A 16,981-nucleotide genomic window follows, 5' to 3' on the forward strand; every position below is an offset into this window, starting at 1 on the left:
TATAATTGAATACATTCTCCTAAGGGGAGTAGCTTTTACAACAATGTCGTCATTACAGAGTTCATAACTCTCGGTGTTGTTGGCAGCATATTGTTGTTAGCCAGACCTTACCTAATGGTAAAGGTCTATTTTATTTTAGTAAACCTTTACCAAAATGGGTAAAGGTTTTTTTGTAGTGATGCATACTTAGGAAATGTATGAACTTTTGGGTTGATAATATAAACAAATAAATATAAATGGAGTGTGTTCTTTGATACTTAGAAAATCTTTGTTACTTTTAGGGATAGGTTCTGCACAAATTGATTTAATCCTTCCGAAAAATACGTATAAATCTGGTGAATGTATAAATGGGTATTTCTTGATTAAAGGTGGTACACAAGAGCAAAGAATAAGGAGAATTGAATGTGATTTAATAATGGATACTCATTCTACAGGGATGGAAAGTACCCTTAAGACGAGTACCATTTTATCTTCAAGTGTGATTAAGTCTGGGGAAAGCAATGAAATTCCTTTTAACTTTTGTCTGCCTACATTGGAGGAGCCTTATAAGCGAGGGGTTTCCTATCGGCTTAAAACGAGACTCATACTTGATAAAGGGATAATAGGTAAAGATGATGACTGGCTTTTAATCGATTCTGAATAAAGTGGAAATGTAGGTGGGAACATGGATTTCTTGAATATAACTGAGCGTGCTTTGGATTTTCTGGAAGAATTCTTATTAATGAGGCTTTTTATATTGGCATTACTGTTATTGGCGGTTTATTATATTTTGAATAAAATGGTCGAATGGTTCTTTAAGAGATCCGACTTTTTTGATGAAGAAGTGGAACAAACGATACAGGGGGTTACTCGTTCTACACTTAGGTACGGCATTGCTGGGATTTTCCTCATTTATCTGATAGGACAGTTCATAGACCTAAAAGGAATTTTAGCTGGAGCTGGGATTGTAGGGGTCGTTATCGGATTTGCGGCGCAGCAAATGCTTAAAGATATCTTATTGGGATTTGTAAGGCTGTCAGATAATGAATTCAGAGTGGGGAATTTTGTGACTTTCAATGGGACAAGTTCCGGAACCGTAGAGGAAATCGGTATCCGGTTCATGCAGATCAGGGAATGGTCAGGAAAATTGCTGACAATCCCACACAGTGAAATCAGGACGATTCAAAATTTTAATAAAGGGAGAATGCGAATCATTGAGCGCATTACAGTAAGTTACCAAGAAAATCCTGAAAAGGTAAAACGGCTGTTGGAAGATATATGCCTTATCTGCAATGAGAAGTATGGTGAAACCCTGCTAAGGCTAGAGGATGGTACACCTGAAGAGGATTTTAGATACATTGGCATTACGGATTTAAATCCTAATCTCAAATATGTTGGATATGAACTATGCTTAGTCGGACTTGTTAAACCTGAACATTACTTTGAAACAGCGAGAAGTGTGAGGTTTGAAATGATGACTGCTTTACATGAGCATCAAATTCTAATGCCATCATCCCATTTGCTTGTACAGGCAAATCAGAATCATGAACGTATGATGGGGAACTGAAAAGAAGCATCACACTTGCTTGAGGTCATGAAAAAATGATCATGAAGTGTAACAAACGGCACAAACATTACTCAGCTACCTTTCCTCAAAACTTAAGGATATAAAAGGGCTTTCTTTTAAAGGAAGTCCGTTTTTTTGTACAAAAAATTGAACACGCTTCGCCCAAAAAAGTATTATTTTTATGGATTTTACCTTGATTTATCAGATTAAATCGATTATTATGAAATTAACATAAAATGGAAGGGTGACCTTGAAACGATGATCATTTAATCCTATTCTTTAAGAAAAAAATGCGTGATAAATACGATCTTTTTTTCTGGATAGGATTAGTCTGTACATTAAAATACAAACAAAGATCATTGTGTTCCTTCCATTAGGAATATTTTGCCTTTTTAAATTTGTATTGTACTGCCTCCTGTCCAGAAATTTCACAGGAGGCTTTTATATTGGAAAAAAACACATCTTTACCATTAAGTAATAAGGAACAGAACATATTTAAAAATCGTGTATTTCAGGCCATTATCTTTTCAGGCTTGTTTTTGCAAATAGGAATCTGGGTACGAAATTTTGCCGTTTTGTTATTTGTCATGGAAAAGACAAACGGGGATGCCTTTGCCATTTCCATGATTTCAGTAGCGGAATTCGCACCTATTTTCATTTTTTCATTTATTGGAGGAACTTTTGCTGACCGCTGGAGTCCGAAAAAAACGATGGTTTGGTGTGATATTTTAAGTGCAATATCCGTTTTTGCTGTGCTTATCGCACTTATCTTCGGTAGTTGGAAAATGGTGTTTTTTGCAACGTTGATTTCGGCGATACTTTCTCAATTTTCTCAGCCATCAGGCATGAAGCTATTTAAGATGCATTTACCAGAAAGTCAAATTCAGACAGGGATGTCAGTTTATCAGACCGTCTTCGCAGTATTTATGGTTCTAGGTCCGATTCTCGGTACATTTGCCTACCAATCATTCGGAATCAATATCTCGATTGGAATCACCGGCCTGGCGTTTTTACTTTCAGCTGGAGCACTCGCTTTCCTTCCAAAAGATCGCGAACTGGATGTAGAAACTGCAAAAACAACAATATGGCAAGAAATGAAAAGCGGAGTGAGCTACGTGTTGCGAAAAAAAGAACTAAGTCTGCTTGGTTTATGTTTTTTAGCCGCCGGGCTCGGACTGGGTTTCATTCAACCGCTTTCGATATTCCTTGTTACCGAACAACTCCACCTGCCTAAGGAAAACCTACAATGGTTATTTATGGTGAATGGGTTCGGTATGATTTTAGGCGGAGCTGGTGTGATGATTTTTGCCAAAAAGGTGGCACCTCAGAGATTATTAGCTTTAGGAATGCTTGTAAATGCCATTGGATTGGCGGTAATGGGGCTGTCAACAAATCTTTGGATAACACTTACTGCCGAGTTCTTTAATGGGCTGATGCTGCCTTGTATTCAAATAGGGATCAATACATTGATATTGCAGAGGACAGAAGGCGAGTTCATTGGAAGGGTCAATGGAATCTTAAGCCCATTATTCACTGGTTCGATGGTTTTGACTATGAGTGCGGCAGGCGTGTTGAAGGAGCAATTTTCACTCGTCGCCATTTTTGAAACTGCGGCATTCTTTTTTATTCTAGGGATGGTTTTCATTTTGCCATTGTACAATCAAAAGGCGGAAACACAAACCCTGGAAACTCACCAATAGGCATGGGAAAAGTGTTGTAACCTAGTGATTTACTGGGGAAGAAAAGAAAAAAATTCTCGATTCAACTTAAAAGGGTGTATCTTAGCTATATCCATATAGAACCAAAAAAAAGCAGCCAATTCCGGCTGCTTTTCTATTTTTCTTTCTGTGACAAGGTTAATCTATCCCGGTAGACTCAACGGAGCTATATTTTTACCAACAACAAATTCTGGATAAACAATTATTTTTAGACGACTGGTAAATACTAAAAATGGCTTGTTATTACTTATGTATATTTATTACAACAGATAGGTGAATAGCTTAAATGATAAAGGAGAAAAGTTAATGATCCTTAAGGACATAATGAAAGAAGAAATAAACTGGGATTTGCCGAAGGACATTGAAAATATAACCATCACAGGGGTAACCGATAATTCTAAAGAAATTAAAAATGGATACCTTTTTGTTGCCGTAAACGGATATAAGGCCGATGGCCATAATTACATTAAAGATGCAATTCGTCTAGGAGCATCGGTTGTAATAGGCGAACGTGATATTAAGGGATTGGATGTTCCTTATCTACGTGTGGGGAACAGTCGAAAAGCATTAGGAACAATCGCGAAAGGGTTTTACGGGGATCCCAGCAATCAAAAAATAATGATAGGAATTACGGGTACAAATGGAAAAACCACAACAAGCTATATGCTTCAACAAATATTAGAAGAGAATGGGGTAACCTGTTCCGTCATTGGTACGATACAGCATATTATCAATGGAAACAAAGTCGATTCCCATAATACGACTCCAGGTACCATGGAATTGAATTCCTTGCTGGCTGCAAGTAAGGACATGGTTGTCATTATGGAAGTGTCTTCGCATGGTTTAGCTCAATATCGTTTGGAAGGAATTGAATTTGATTTCTGTGTCTTCACGAATTTATATCATGACCATCTCGACTTCCACGGTACGATGGAGGATTATTTCCTGGCTAAATTACTGCTTTTTGAAAAATTGAAACCCAATGGTCTTGCGATTATTAATGGGGATAATTTCTGGGGAGAAAAACTACAAGAATACTTGCGGGAGAAAAATGTCAGAACCTATGTATTTGGAAAATCCAATCGCTTCGATTTAACGATCACCAATTATAATACCGCAACGAACCCCTTTATTTTATTGAATGAGCATCATGACTTTGTGAAAATTGAATTACCATTACCTGGACTTCATAATTTATATAATGCAACCGCAGCGTATTCCGTAGCGAAGATGTTTCCGATTAAAAAAGAGGAAATTCTCACCTCACTAAAACTATTTTCTGGTGTGCCAGGAAGATTTGAAATGTATAAGAAGGAAGATGGACCGACAATAGTCATCGATTATGCTCATACTGCTGATGCCATTCATCACATGCTTCAAACTGCCAAAGAATGCGGGGCGGAAAAGATTTTTCATATCTTTGGATTCCGAGGTGGTCGAGATACAACCAAAAGGGCAGAAATGGTTAAAGTATCATCGGAATATAGTGATGTATCGATTTTGACGATGGATGATTTGAATTCGGAGGGAATTGATGTGATGGAATCGTCACTCAATAAACTGCAAAGCGATTACTCTTCTGGTAATGGGAAGGTTATTCCAGATAGGACTTTTGCCATCCAGGAGGCGATACACGCAGGTAAGGAAGGTGATTGGATTATCATTACAGGAAAAGGAATAGAGAGGTATGAACAAAATTTCGGATTGCCTACTATATCTGACAAAGAAACGGTATTATATCTACAAAATAAAGACCAAGGAGATTTTATCGGTTATTTTGATCAATAATTTGATACTAACGAATGCTTTCCATTTCCATTCGAAAGCCATTTTATATTTGATTGGCCAGTTAAATGGTGATAATTAACATTGTATGAAATGAGGATTTCCGGTAATATAATAATACAAGCTGCACTGTTCGTAATGATAATAAAGTTTTAACCTTTAAGCTGTAATAGGGAGTTTTATATTGAAATAGGAATGTTATGCCTCGTCACTGACTTGGACAACAGGATTGTTTCTGCAAACACCCACTTTGAGGAGTGGTGGTTTAAAACTTTCTTACTGGATACGGCAATGGCGGCTTACATCTTTAATATTGAAACCGGTCTCGCTTCGAAGCCGGTTTTTTGGTTTTTCCAATAATGCACTAAAGGAATTGCATGTACCGCTTTATAGCCTGAAAAAACAAACCGAAAAGCACTTTTGAAGAAAATGCCATTGTTCATAGATTTGGAGACATCACTCTTGCTTTGTATAGCGGTTGGCATAACTTGAGGCAACGAAGGCATTGGGCTTAATTTTCGGTTCCACTCCCATGGATTCCATCCTAGCTACCATTTCATTTACAAACTCACTGGTCTTGTTCCGCTTTCCAATCCCTATATCAATATGGCCTTCCATGATGAACGTTGCCCCTTGATATACGGCAGGCAGGACAATATCGATTAACTGATTTTTCCTTTCCTCCGTAAACATGGATACAATCTCCTCAGTTAACGACAATTCTTTGGAAATTCGCTCATGTAAATGCAGCATCCTTCTAGGAATCATCACTTTTCTTATACAACCCCATACACCATTCCCGACCTGCCGTATTACGATGCCTGTAATGAAAACCGTATGTTTTTTATGTACTTGCGAATCTGTACCGACCATTAATCGAAAGTTACCGGATGGATTTAATTTCATGAATTCTACAATATGAACGAATACCTCTTCGAATGACATGTTTTTATCTTGAAGATTTTGAAATGGAATGTTATGAATTGAATTTTGCTTCATATTATTGCACCAAACCTTTCCCCGGATATAATCTGATTATTAAATTTCTACATGCCGCTCATAACATATCATATGAAGGAGGTCCTTGTTTCGTGCCGTGGGAAGAACCCGCCGTTAAATGAAGATGGTCGTCATTTGAGGGTATTTCAACAATGAGCTGTATTTATGATTGCTAAATCTTGTACATATGTAATGTTAGCCATATAAGAATGAGGAGTTTGTAACGAAGAGAAGCCTATGTATTAGGCTTCTCTTTTTTTGTAAGGAGAATATTACGAAAAAGCTTATTGGAGTATTCGATTGGTGTACCTCGTCTTTAACTGAAAAATACATAAAGCTTGTGATTTTATATCACCAAGAAACCACAATATCATTCAATTCCTATGGCAGAGTTATATTTATAGAAGAAAACCTAATGAAATTATTAAAATTTTAACAAATAACCAATATAAAGTACTCAAATTTTATAACTTTCAAAAAAAGTGTGTAATGTTTTCTCACATAAACAAAGAATTCTCGCTTTTATAAGAGTAAAATAAACGAATATTCAATTAATAAAGCATAGGAGAGATGAAAATGAAAATAACTGAATTGAAAAAAAGCGGTCATGCTCCGTCATTATTAGCTTCATTCCTTTATTTTGATATTAGTTTTATGATTTGGGTATTATTAGGTGCACTCGGTGTCTATATTACAAAGGATTTCGGGCTTTCGCCAGCTGAAAAAGGTTTGATTGTAGCTATTCCGATTTTGGGAGGCTCGTTTTTCCGGATCGTTCTTGGTTTTTTGACTGATCGCATCGGTCCACGGAAAACCTCGATCGGCGGGATGCTTGTTACGATGATTCCACTTTTTTGGGGATGGTTATTCGGAGAAAGTTTAGCGGAGCTCTATTTAATTGGGATTTTACTAGGAGTGGCTGGCGCAAGTTTTGCTGCAGCACTTCCAATGGCTAGTCGCTGGTATCCCCCTCATTTGCAGGGGCTTGCGATGGGCATTGCGGGAGCCGGTAACAGTGGAACTCTGTTTGCGACCCTGTTTGGACCGCGTATCGCAGAGTCAATTGGCTGGCATAATGTTATGGGGTTAGCTTTGATTCCATTAACCATCGTGTTTGTCATTTATATTTTAATCGCAAAAGACGCACCATCTCAACCGCCTGCAAAACCGCTCAAGGAATATTTCACAGTATTTAAAATAGCAGATACATGGTATTTCTGTATTCTCTACAGTGTGACTTTTGGGGGGTTTGTTGGGTTCACTAGCTTTTTAAGCATCTTTTTTGTTGATGAATATGGGTTAACACGAATAAGGGCAGGGGAATTTGTTACATTATGTGTCATCGCCGGAAGTTTCTTTCGTCCCGTCGGAGGCTTTATTGCCGATAAAATAGGTGGAGTTAAACTGCTAATGTTTTTATTTATTGGTCTAACATTATGTATGTTCGGTATTAGTTTTCTTTATTCTTTTTCTACCGTTATGATTTTACTGTTTATCGGAATGTTATTTCTCGGTATGGGTAACGGGGCTGTCTTTCAGTTAGTTCCACAGCGATTTTCTAAAGAAATTGGTTTCATTACAGGAATTGTAGGAGCTGCCGGAGGCGTTGGCGGATTCTTGGTTCCAAACATACTAGGAACGTTGAAACAGATAACTGGGACATACGCTACAGGATTTTTAGTATTTTCCGTAATTGGAATCGTGACGTTACTGATCCTGGTTCTAGCTCAGCTTTCATGGAGAAAAACGTGGGTACTCGGAAAGAATTCAGTTAAGATTTAGAACCATGTTTTTATTGGCTTATTTCATTACTTGTTTTTTGGGGGGATAAAATGTATAAACAAAAACTGGTCTTAATTGGGAACGGAATGGCGGGATTGCGCTGCGTTGAGGCAATCATAATGAATGATCCGAATGCTTTCGAGATTACTATTTTCGGAAGTGAACCACACGTTAACTATAATCGAATCTTATTGTCGACTGTGCTTCAAGGAAACACTTCGTTTGAAGATATCGCGATAAATGAACGAAACTGGTATACGAAGCATAATATCCAATTGTTCACGGGTGAAACGGTCGTGAAAATCGATAAAGAGACTCAAAAGATAAAAACAGACAAAAGAAGGGAAGTTTACTACGATAAGCTCATAATTGCTACAGGTTCTGTCCCATTTATTCTTCCTGTTACCGGTGTTGATAAAGAAGGGGTTATTGCATTTCGGACGATTGAAGATTGCCAAAAGATGATTGAAACTTCACGGAAGTATAAAAAGGCAGTCGTCATTGGAGGCGGTTTATTAGGTTTAGAAGCAGCGAGAGGGCTGTTAAACCTTGGCATGGAAGTGAATGTTGTTCATATTGCTGAACACTTAATGGAAAGGCAGCTTGATTCAACGGCATCCATATTACTGCAAAAAGAGTTGGAAAACCAGGGAATGCACTTTCTTTTACAAAAGGAAACACAGGAGATAATCGGTAACGAGCGTGTAGAACGTGTCCGTTTTAAGGATGGAATGGAGCTGGAAGCCGATTTAGTCGTTATGGCTGCGGGAGTCAGACCGAATATTCAGTTGGCCAAAGAAAGTGGAATTGATATAAATCGTGCCATTATTGTAAACGACTATTTAGAAACAAGCGTCGCTAATATTTATGCGGTTGGTGAATGTGCTGAACATCAAGGCATTGTCTATGGACTGGTGAAACCACTATATGAACAGGGGGAAGTGCTGGCAAAGCACATTTGTGAGATGAAATGCCAGGGATACCAAGGATCTGTTCTTTCGACCCAGTTGAAAGTATCAGGTGTTGAGTTATTCTCTGTTGGGGATTTCCTAGGTGATGAAACAACGAAATCAATCACAACCTTTGATGAATTAGATGGTATTTATAAAAAGGTGGTCTTTCAAGGAAGAAAAATCATCGGTGCAGTGCTGTATGGAGATACAAAGGCCAGCACACGATTACTTGATATGATTTTAAAGAGACAAGAAGTATCATCGGAGGAAAAGGGTGCATTGTTCCAAACACCTGGTACGACTGAGGGACTAATCGCTTCAATGGCAAATCATGATATCATTTGCAATTGTAACGCTGTTTCAAAAGGGGCAATTATTGATGCCGTTCAAAATAAAGGATTAACAACAGTGGAACAAGTAAAACAATGTACAAAGGCTTCCGGTTCTTGCGGTGGGTGTAAGCCGGCAGTGACCGAGCTTTTGGCATATATTCAAAGTAATCTTTCTGATGAGGCTAATGTACAAAAGGTAATGTGCCCATGTACGACATTAACGGAAGATGAAGTCGTGTATCAAATGCAGCTCCAAGACTTAACATCTGTTCAAGCTGTGATGGATGTTCTGGAATGGGGAAATAGCGAGGGTTGTTCAATATGCAGGCCAGCCCTGAGCTATTATTTAGGAATGATTCATCCAGAGTATGAGACCAGACAGCAAACTCTTTTCATAAACGACCAAAAGAATGCAACAGTTCAAAGCGATAACCATTACTCTGTTATCCCACAAATGTACGGCGGTATGACGAATGCGGAAGACTTGCGAAAAATTGCAAATGTTGCTGATAAATATGATATATCGCAGGTGGCAATAACAAGTGAACAAAGGATTCATTTAATGGGTGTAAAAAAAGAAGATCTCCCAGGTGTTTGGGCTGATTTAGACATGCCATTAAGTTCGAAATATGGCAATACCGTTCAAAACGTCAAAACATGTATCGGGGAACATGTTTGCCAATGTGACAAACAGCAATCCCTTTCACTTGCTGTAGACTTGGAAAAAAGATTTGAGCATCTATTAACACCTTACCGCATTAAGATGGGCATATCTGCTTGTATGCATAATGGTGCAGGATCAACAACGAAAGATATAGGTGTTATGGGTGTTGACAGGGGCTGGGAAATCTATGTAGGGGGAAGCAGCGGGCGTAATGTGCGTGCCGGTGAACTGTTATGTGTAGCCGGGACAAATGAAGAAGCAATTGAAATCATCATCGGCTTTATTCAATATTATCGTGAAACGGCTAATTACTTAGAAAGGACTTGGCAATGGATTGAACGAGTGGGTTTAATTCATGTAAGGGAAGTATTGTTTGATAAGGAACTTAGTCAGCAACTTTCTCAACGATTGGAAATGGCGTAGCTCAGGGAAAGACCTAAAGTGGCAAGTACCTTTTGATGCTTCTAAGAGATACGAGTAAATGCTTGTAACATGAATACGATCCAAAGAAATCCATGAGCAAAGGGTGAGGAGCTTGACTGAATTATTATTAAAGTATTTCCGCATGAAGCAACAGGAGGTCCAATCAGAAAAAAGGTATGATACACAATGTCCATTTTGCAGCATGCAATGTAAGATGCAGCTCTTGGAACAAACAATAGTCACAAGAAAAAAGTATATGACGATCGGAAAAGATAATCCAACCTCAGAGGGGCGCTTATGCATTAAAGGTATGAATGCACACCAACATGCTTTGCATAACGATCGAATTAAATACCCATTATTAAAAAAAGATGGGAAATTTGTTCGCATTTCTTGGGAGGAAGCATTAAACCACATTAAGGAGAATTTCGCTAAGATTCAAACGGAGGATGGTGTAAATGCATTATCTGTTTACGGGAGTGCCTCCATATCAAATGAAGAAGCATACTTGCTTGGAAAATTTGCAAGAGTAGCTTTAAAAACAAAGTATATAGATTATAATGGGCGTTTGTGCATGTCTGCAGCTGCTTCGGCAGCAAGCCAAACATTTGGTATGGATAGGGGCCTAACCAACAGCTTGTCAGAGGTTCCGTTCACGAAGTGTATTATTTTGGCAGGCACAAATATTGCGGAATGCCAGCCAACAATCATGCCGTACTTTGAGAAAGCAAAAGAAAACGGGGCGTATATAATTGCTGTGGATCCCCGAGAAACTGCAACAACGAAAATGGCTGACTTACATCTAAAAGTAAAACCAGGAATGGATGCCGCCTTGGCAAACGGATTATTGAAAGTAATTATTGAAGATGGTTTTACTGATGAAACATTTATTCGGGAACGTGCAAATGGATTTGATGAAGTTAAAGAGTATGTTTCATCTTTAGAGTTAGAAGAAATTTCAGAGATGACTGGGGTTCCAAGCGACCAAATCCGGAAAGCGGCTATAATGTTCGGGAAAGAAGAATCAGGTATGATTTTTACAGCAAGGGGTGTTGAGCAGCAAACGGATGGTTCTGCCGCCGTTCGGAATTTTCTTAATATTCTCATCACTACAGGCAAAATCGGAAAAGTGAATTCGGGCTATGGAGCAATTACTGGACAGGGAAATGGGCAGGGGGCAAGAGAACATGGGCAAAAGGCAGACCAACTGCCGGGTTATCGTATGATCGAAAATGAGGAACACAGATTACATATTGCACGAATATGGGGAATCGATGAGGCTGATTTGCCACGTAAAGGTGTCTCAGCATACGAAATGATAGAGAAAATTAATGAAGGTGAAATAACCGGCATGTTTTTAATGTGTTCTAATCCAGTTGTTTCCAATCCCAATGCAAACTTTGTCAAAAAGGCTTTGAAGAAATTAAAGTTTCTTGTAGCAGTAGATATGTTTGTTTCAGAAACTGATAGATTGGCTGATTTAATTTTACCTACTTCGTCTTATTTAGAGGATGAAGGAACGATGACAAATTTAGAGGGACGGGTAACATTGCGGGAAGCAAGTTTTTCAAAACCCGGTGAAGTCAAGCATGATTGGCAAATAATTTGTGATATAGCAAAGACACTTGGAAAAGGGGAGCATTTTTCCTTTCAATCTGCAAATGAGATTTTCAATGAATTAAGAGTGGCAAGCCGTGGGGGAACTGCTGATTATTATGGGATAACCTATGATCGTCTAAGAAAAGAAGGAGGCATTTTGTGGCCATGCCCAACCCTTGACCATAATGGGACAAAAAGGTTGTTCGAAACTTCTTTTGCCCACCCGGATGGAAAGGCAGATATGGTTGTGGTTAATAATGTGCCTATTGTTCCAAAAGAACAGCCATGTACGGAGTTTCCACTTTATTTAACAACAGGAAGAATCATGTCACATTATTTAACAGGAGTGCAAACGAGAAAAAGCTCATCATTAGCAGCAAGAAATTTTGAATCATATATGGAAATTCATCCTGAAACAGCCAAGAAATATCATATTCCAGATACTACATTGGTGAAAATTGAATCAAGGCGGGGAAGTATCGTTGTAAGAAGTAAATGGTCAGAAACTATTCGTCAAGATACTATATTCGTTCCTTTTCATTGGGCAGACTCACAAAATGTCAATCGCCTCGTTTCACAGGAGTTAGACCCGACATGCAAAATGCCAGGTTTTAAAGTAAGTGCCGTAAAAGTAAATCCCATAGATGAGATAATGTCCAATTAAAGGGAGATTACTTCCCATTCAACATAATCATTTATCAAAATCTAGTTTAATCAAAATCTAATAAGATAGAGACTAAGCGGACTGTATTCCCTATCAATGAAGTTTTAAGGAAAAAGGCGCTTATTCATGACTATCAAAAAAGGGGAAAAAGGATGGGAAAAGGTAAGGTCTATATTGTTGGAGCTGGACCCGGTGATCCGGACTTAATTACTGTCAAAGCAACCAAATGTATCAAACAAGCCGATGTTATCATGTATGATCGATTGGTAAATCGTGAATTGCTGTTATACGGGAAGGCCGAAGCTGAATTCATTTATTGTGGTAAAGCACCTGGAAACCATTGTGTCTCTCAAGGGGACATTCACCAAATGTTAATTAGTAAATCAATGGAAGGAAAAACGGTCGTTCGGCTAAAAGGGGGAGATCCTTTCATCTTTGGACGAGGCGGCGAGGAGGCAGAAGAGCTAGTAAAGCACGGAATTCAATTTGAAATAGTTCCTGGTATCACATCTGGAATTGCTGCTCCAGCTTATGCAGGAATTCCCGTGACTCATAGGGATTGGGGGAGCACCTTCGCAATTGTCTCGGGACACTGCGTGACTGGCAAACCTGATAACATCCACTGGAATCATTTGGCTAATGGTGTTGACACCATTGCTATTTATATGGGTATTAAAAACCTTCCTTATATATGTAACCAATTACGATCCTGCGGTAAGGACCCTCAAACTGCTATAGCTGTCATTGAACAGGGAACGACAGGTTTTCAACGAACTGTTATAGGCACAATCGATACAATTGTGGAGCTTGTTAAACGAGAGCAGGTCGTTAATCCCGCAATGATTGTAATAGGAGAAGTGGTGAAGTTATCCGAAAAATTATCATGGTTCCCAGAGAAGAAAGAAGATAAGGAGTTTGCATAGAAGTGGAATGATTAGTGGATATTTGTTATTGTGCATTTAGTCAATTCCCCTTTAATTGTAAGGGATTCCTGTCCTGTATTTATAGTCCCTTTTCTGGGTTTGAGTTTCCCTTCTTTAATCCAAAAAAGGGGGATGGTTCAACTGCAATGAAAATTGAAAACTGGACATGATATCATGTCCAGTCGTACTGTATGGGTTTAAGGAAGTCTAACTATTGACGGTTATAAAAACCGTATTGGATCGGCTAATATTTCCGGAGCGCTAGCATAAATCAATTACGTGTGCCAAAGTGTGCATTTAATTGACCTTGCAGCATTTTCTTTCGCATTTTTTCCTGTTCGATTTTTCTATTTTCCTTTATTTTTTCCTGTCTAATTTCATTGGTTTGTACTCCATCCTCTATTTTATCTGCGATTTCCACTAATGCCTTGACATCGGAAAAGGAGTATTTACGGCTACCTCCTTTAGACCTTTCGGGGAAAACGAGTTTTCTTTCTTCGTAATACCGAATTTGTCTATCTGATAGACCGGTTAATTCTCTTACTACTCCTATGGAAATTACTTTTCTGTCAATATAAGAATCTTTTTGTGGCTGAACGATGAAAATCACCTCATTTTTGATTTAGGCTAGATCAATAATGATATTATATCCTAATTTTCTGAATATTTGTAATAAAATCTAACATTAATTATTAATTTTCAAAAATCATGTTAGATTATGTAACACACTTGTTGTTATAAATATTGCCCTCACCTATAATCAAATACATAATCCTTTCAAAAAAATCTTATTGGAGGACAATACATGACGAAGCAAAGATTGGTACTCATTGGGAATGGCATGGCAGGAGTTAGATGTATAGAAGAAATTATGAAAATTCAACCGGAAAGGTATGAAGTTACTGTCTTCGGAAGTGAACCACATCCGAATTACAATCGAATCCAACTATCGAATGTATTGCAAGGTGCTACGTCGATAGATGATATTACAATAAATGATTGGAACTGGTACAAAGATAACAATATTACACTGTTTTCAGGTGAAACAGTAACGAATATCGACACAATAAAACAAATCATATACTCAGATGGAAATCGTGAAGTCGAATATGATCAATTAATTTTAGCTACCGGATCAATTCCTTTCATTCTACCGATAAATGGGGCGGATAAAAAAGGAGTGACAGCTTTTCGAAATATAGAAGATTGCGAAAAAATGATTGAATATTCAAAAAACAATAAAAAGGCAGCAGTCATTGGTGGAGGATTATTGGGTCTTGAAGCAGCGAGGGGCCTTTTGAATCTAGGTATGCAGGTTGATGTCATTCATCTTGCGGAATATTTGATGGATAGGCAGTTAGATCCAACAGCAGGAAAAATGTTGCAAAAGGAACTTGAAAGCCAGGGAATGAATTTTTATCTTGGGAAACAAACGCAGGAGATTTTTGGTGAGACTGATGTTAAAGGATTACGCTTTAGTGATGGTGAGGAAATTAGCGCCGATCTAGTGGTCATGGCAGTTGGAATCAAACCAAATATTCAATTGGCCAAAAATAGCGACATCCCTGTCAATCGAGGAATTATTGTGAACGATTATATGGAGACTGGAATCCCGAATATTTATGCCGTTGGTGAATGTGCGGAACACCGTGAGATGGTGTATGGTTTGGTCGCTCCCCTTTATGAACAGGGCAAAGTGTTAGCCAAAAAGATTTGCGGGCTTAAAGGCGAAGCTTACCAGGGTTCAGTACTGTCTACCAAGTTAAAAGTATCTGGTGTTGATGTATTTTCGGCGGGGGAAATTTTCGAGGATGAAAAAGCCAAATCAATCAAGGAATTTAATGAATGGAACGGCACTTACAAAAAAGTAATGATCCGAAATGGGAAAATTTCTGGTGCGGTATTATTTGGGGATACAAAGGAAAGCAATAACCTTTTGAGCATGATCAATAAAAATGCCGAAGTTTCCGAATATTTAATAGCTGGAACGAGTGAAGAACCCAGTGTTAGTCTTGTCAGTGCGATGTCAAACGAGGAAATCATCTGTGGCTGTAATGGTGTAACGAAGGGCGATATTGTATCGGCTATCGAATCTAAAGGGTTAACAAGTATCGATGAAGTAAAAGGCTGCACAAATGCTTCAAGATCATGTGGGGGTTGCAAGCCGTTAGTCGGTGATATTCTGGAACTTACATTGGGCGATGATTTCAGCAAGTCAAATCAAAAGGAATCTATATGCACTTGCACCACTTTAACTAGAGATGAGGTTGTTGCTGAAATACGCGAAAAGAATCTGACCCATACTCGAGAAGTCATGAATGTTCTCGGCTGGAATACAAGTGATGGATGTTCGAAGTGTAAACCGGCATTGAACTATTACTTAGGTATGATTCATCCTGTTGAATATGAAGATGAAAAAGAGTCCCGCTATGTAAATGAAAGGTTACATGCAAATATTCAAAAGGATGGTACATTTTCTGTTGTGCCAAGAATGTATGGCGGCGTCACTAATCCCGATCAATTGCGGAAAATAGCAAATGTTGCTGATAAGTATAATGTTAAGTTACTGAAGGTCACAGGCGGGCAGAGAATAGATTTGTTCGGCGTAGAGAAAGACGATCTTCCAAGTGTTTGGGCCGATCTGGATATGCCTTCTGGATATGCTTATGGAAAAACCCTTCGAACAGTGAAAACATGCGTCGGTGAAAACTTTTGCCGCTTTGGCACTCAAGATTCGATTGGATTGGGCATTGCCCTGGAGAAGAAATTTGAACGTGTAGGCACACCGCATAAGGTTAAGATGGCTGTGTCGGCATGCCCCCGTAATTGTGCTGAATCCGGTATCAAAGATCTGGGTGTTGTCGGTGTTGACGGTGCGTGGGAAATTTATATTGGCGGCAACGGCGGAACACATTTAAGAGCTGCTGAATTATTATGCAAAGTGAAAACAAGTGATGAGGTAATCGAAATTACAGGTGCATACATCCAACATTATCGAGAGACTGCCAACTATTTAGAAAGAACGTCTGTCTGGGTTGAGCGTGTAGGGTTCGATCCCATTAAAGCGATTATCGGTGATAAGCAAAAAAGGATTGAGCTTAATCAACGTTTAAATGAGGCCTTATCGGTATTGCAAGAACCGTGGAAAGAAATTATTGAGAGCAATGCGATCCAAACCGATTTATTTCAAAAAGTGAAAATTCCAGTTATATCAAATAAATGAATTTGGGGGAATCCTAAATGGGGAAAACTCTTCAAAAGATAAAGGTTTCAACAGTAAATGAGATGCCAAAAAATCTGGGGAAAACAGTAACGATAGGATCTCATGAAATTGCTCTTTTTCATTTAGCAAATGGGGAATTCCGAGCTATTGAAAATCGTTGCCCACATAAAGGCGGAGTCCTGGTGGAAGGTATTGTGAGTGGTGATCACGTCTTTTGCCCGATGCATGACTGGAAAATCAGTGTCGTGAATGGAGAAGTCCAAAAACCTGATAATGGCTGTGTAAAGACATTCAATGTTGCAATAGAAAATGGGGATGTTTATATTGTTCTATAAAAATGCATGCAAACTAATGGTATGGAAAATGCGAA

Annotated in this window: 12 protein-coding genes and 1 other RNA gene; 11 read left to right on the forward strand and 2 right to left on the reverse strand. The window is 38.6% G+C overall.

The window, feature by feature from the left end:
• Positions 1-250 precede the first annotated feature (250 nt).
• The 5 genes from QUF94_RS13700 to ssrS all read left to right on the forward strand — a co-directional run bounded on the left by QUF94_RS13700 (position 251) and on the right by ssrS (position 5,354).
• Complete coding sequence (locus tag QUF94_RS13700) at positions 251-643, forward strand: sporulation protein (RefSeq protein WP_289316342.1); 393 nt, start codon at positions 251-253, stop codon at positions 641-643.
• Positions 644-664: 21 nt separating this feature from the next.
• Entirely contained in the window at positions 665-1,546 is an 882-nt protein-coding gene (locus QUF94_RS13705; RefSeq protein WP_289316343.1) for a mechanosensitive ion channel family protein, read from the forward strand.
• Positions 1,547-1,992: 446 nt separating this feature from the next.
• A complete protein-coding gene (locus QUF94_RS13710) occupies positions 1,993-3,246 on the forward strand; it encodes an MFS transporter (protein ID WP_289316344.1) in 1,254 nt (417 codons plus the stop codon).
• 324 nt (positions 3,247-3,570) lie between these two features.
• A complete protein-coding gene (locus QUF94_RS13715; protein WP_289316345.1) occupies positions 3,571-5,052 on the forward strand; it encodes a UDP-N-acetylmuramoyl-L-alanyl-D-glutamate--2,6-diaminopimelate ligase in 1,482 nt (493 codons plus the stop codon).
• Positions 5,053-5,167: 115 nt separating this feature from the next.
• Positions 5,168-5,354: non-coding RNA, 6S RNA (ssrS, locus tag QUF94_RS13720), on the forward strand.
• A 151-nt stretch (positions 5,355-5,505) separates the two neighbouring features.
• On the opposite strand, the gene QUF94_RS13725 is transcribed toward ssrS, so the two are convergent.
• A complete protein-coding gene (locus QUF94_RS13725; protein WP_289316346.1) occupies positions 5,506-6,048 on the reverse strand; it encodes a ribonuclease H-like YkuK family protein in 543 nt (180 codons plus the stop codon).
• 576 nt (positions 6,049-6,624) lie between these two features.
• Between QUF94_RS13725 and QUF94_RS13730 the strand changes: the two genes are divergently transcribed.
• The 4 genes from QUF94_RS13730 (at position 6,625) to cobA (ending at position 13,388) form a co-directional block, all read left to right on the forward strand.
• Positions 6,625-7,830, forward strand: a complete 1,206-nt coding sequence (locus tag QUF94_RS13730; RefSeq protein ID WP_289316347.1) for a nitrate/nitrite transporter — start codon at positions 6,625-6,627, stop codon at positions 7,828-7,830.
• A 50-nt stretch (positions 7,831-7,880) separates the two neighbouring features.
• Complete coding sequence (gene nirB / locus QUF94_RS13735; RefSeq protein ID WP_289316348.1) at positions 7,881-10,202, forward strand: nitrite reductase large subunit NirB; 2,322 nt, start codon at positions 7,881-7,883, stop codon at positions 10,200-10,202.
• 112 nt (positions 10,203-10,314) lie between these two features.
• On the forward strand, positions 10,315-12,465 hold the full coding sequence (gene nasC, locus QUF94_RS13740) for an assimilatory nitrate reductase catalytic subunit NasC (RefSeq protein WP_289316349.1): 2,151 nt from the start codon (positions 10,315-10,317) through the stop codon (positions 12,463-12,465).
• A gap of 152 nt (positions 12,466-12,617) precedes the next feature.
• Positions 12,618-13,388, forward strand: a complete 771-nt coding sequence (cobA, locus tag QUF94_RS13745) for a uroporphyrinogen-III C-methyltransferase (RefSeq protein WP_289316350.1) — start codon at positions 12,618-12,620, stop codon at positions 13,386-13,388.
• A gap of 271 nt (positions 13,389-13,659) precedes the next feature.
• Here cobA and QUF94_RS13750 read toward each other — a convergent pair whose 3' ends face one another.
• On the reverse strand, positions 13,660-13,998 hold the full coding sequence (locus tag QUF94_RS13750) for a MerR family transcriptional regulator (RefSeq protein WP_289316351.1): 339 nt from the start codon (positions 13,996-13,998) through the stop codon (positions 13,660-13,662).
• Positions 13,999-14,193: 195 nt separating this feature from the next.
• Here QUF94_RS13750 and nirB (QUF94_RS13755) point away from each other — a divergent pair, with 195 nt between their 5' ends.
• Both nirB (QUF94_RS13755) and nirD read left to right on the forward strand, forming a co-directional pair.
• The gene (gene nirB, locus QUF94_RS13755) at positions 14,194-16,611 is read left to right on the forward strand and encodes a nitrite reductase large subunit NirB (protein ID WP_289316352.1); all 2,418 of its coding nucleotides are present in this window, start codon (positions 14,194-14,196) and stop codon (positions 16,609-16,611) included.
• 17 nt (positions 16,612-16,628) lie between these two features.
• Positions 16,629-16,946 carry a nitrite reductase small subunit NirD gene (gene nirD, locus QUF94_RS13760; RefSeq protein WP_289316353.1) on the forward strand — a complete coding sequence of 106 codons (318 nt, stop codon included), beginning with the start codon at positions 16,629-16,631 and terminating at the stop codon, positions 16,944-16,946.
• The last annotated feature ends 35 nt before the right edge of the window (positions 16,947-16,981 follow it).

It is taken from the genome of Peribacillus sp. NJ4, assembly GCF_030348345.1.
Taxonomy (GTDB): Bacteria; Bacillota; Bacilli; order Bacillales; family DSM-1321; genus Peribacillus.

What these genes read in the sequence shown, in the direction of transcription:
- QUF94_RS13705 (WP_289316343.1), top strand. Translation starts at nt 665, where the DNA reads ATGGATTTCTTGAATATAACTGAGCGTGCTTTGGATTTTCTGGAAGAA.
- nirB (WP_289316352.1), top strand. Translation starts at nt 14,194, where the DNA reads ATGACGAAGCAAAGATTGGTACTCATTGGGAATGGCATGGCAGGAGTT.
- nirB (WP_289316348.1), top strand. Translation starts at nt 7,881, where the DNA reads ATGTATAAACAAAAACTGGTCTTAATTGGGAACGGAATGGCGGGATTG.
- cobA (WP_289316350.1), top strand. Translation starts at nt 12,618, where the DNA reads ATGGGAAAAGGTAAGGTCTATATTGTTGGAGCTGGACCCGGTGATCCG.
- QUF94_RS13715 (WP_289316345.1), top strand. Translation starts at nt 3,571, where the DNA reads ATGATCCTTAAGGACATAATGAAAGAAGAAATAAACTGGGATTTGCCG.
- QUF94_RS13725 (WP_289316346.1), bottom strand. Translation starts at nt 6,048, where the DNA reads ATGAAGCAAAATTCAATTCATAACATTCCATTTCAAAATCTTCAAGAT.
- nirD (WP_289316353.1), top strand. Translation starts at nt 16,629, where the DNA reads ATGGGGAAAACTCTTCAAAAGATAAAGGTTTCAACAGTAAATGAGATG.
- QUF94_RS13730 (WP_289316347.1), top strand. Translation starts at nt 6,625, where the DNA reads ATGAAAATAACTGAATTGAAAAAAAGCGGTCATGCTCCGTCATTATTA.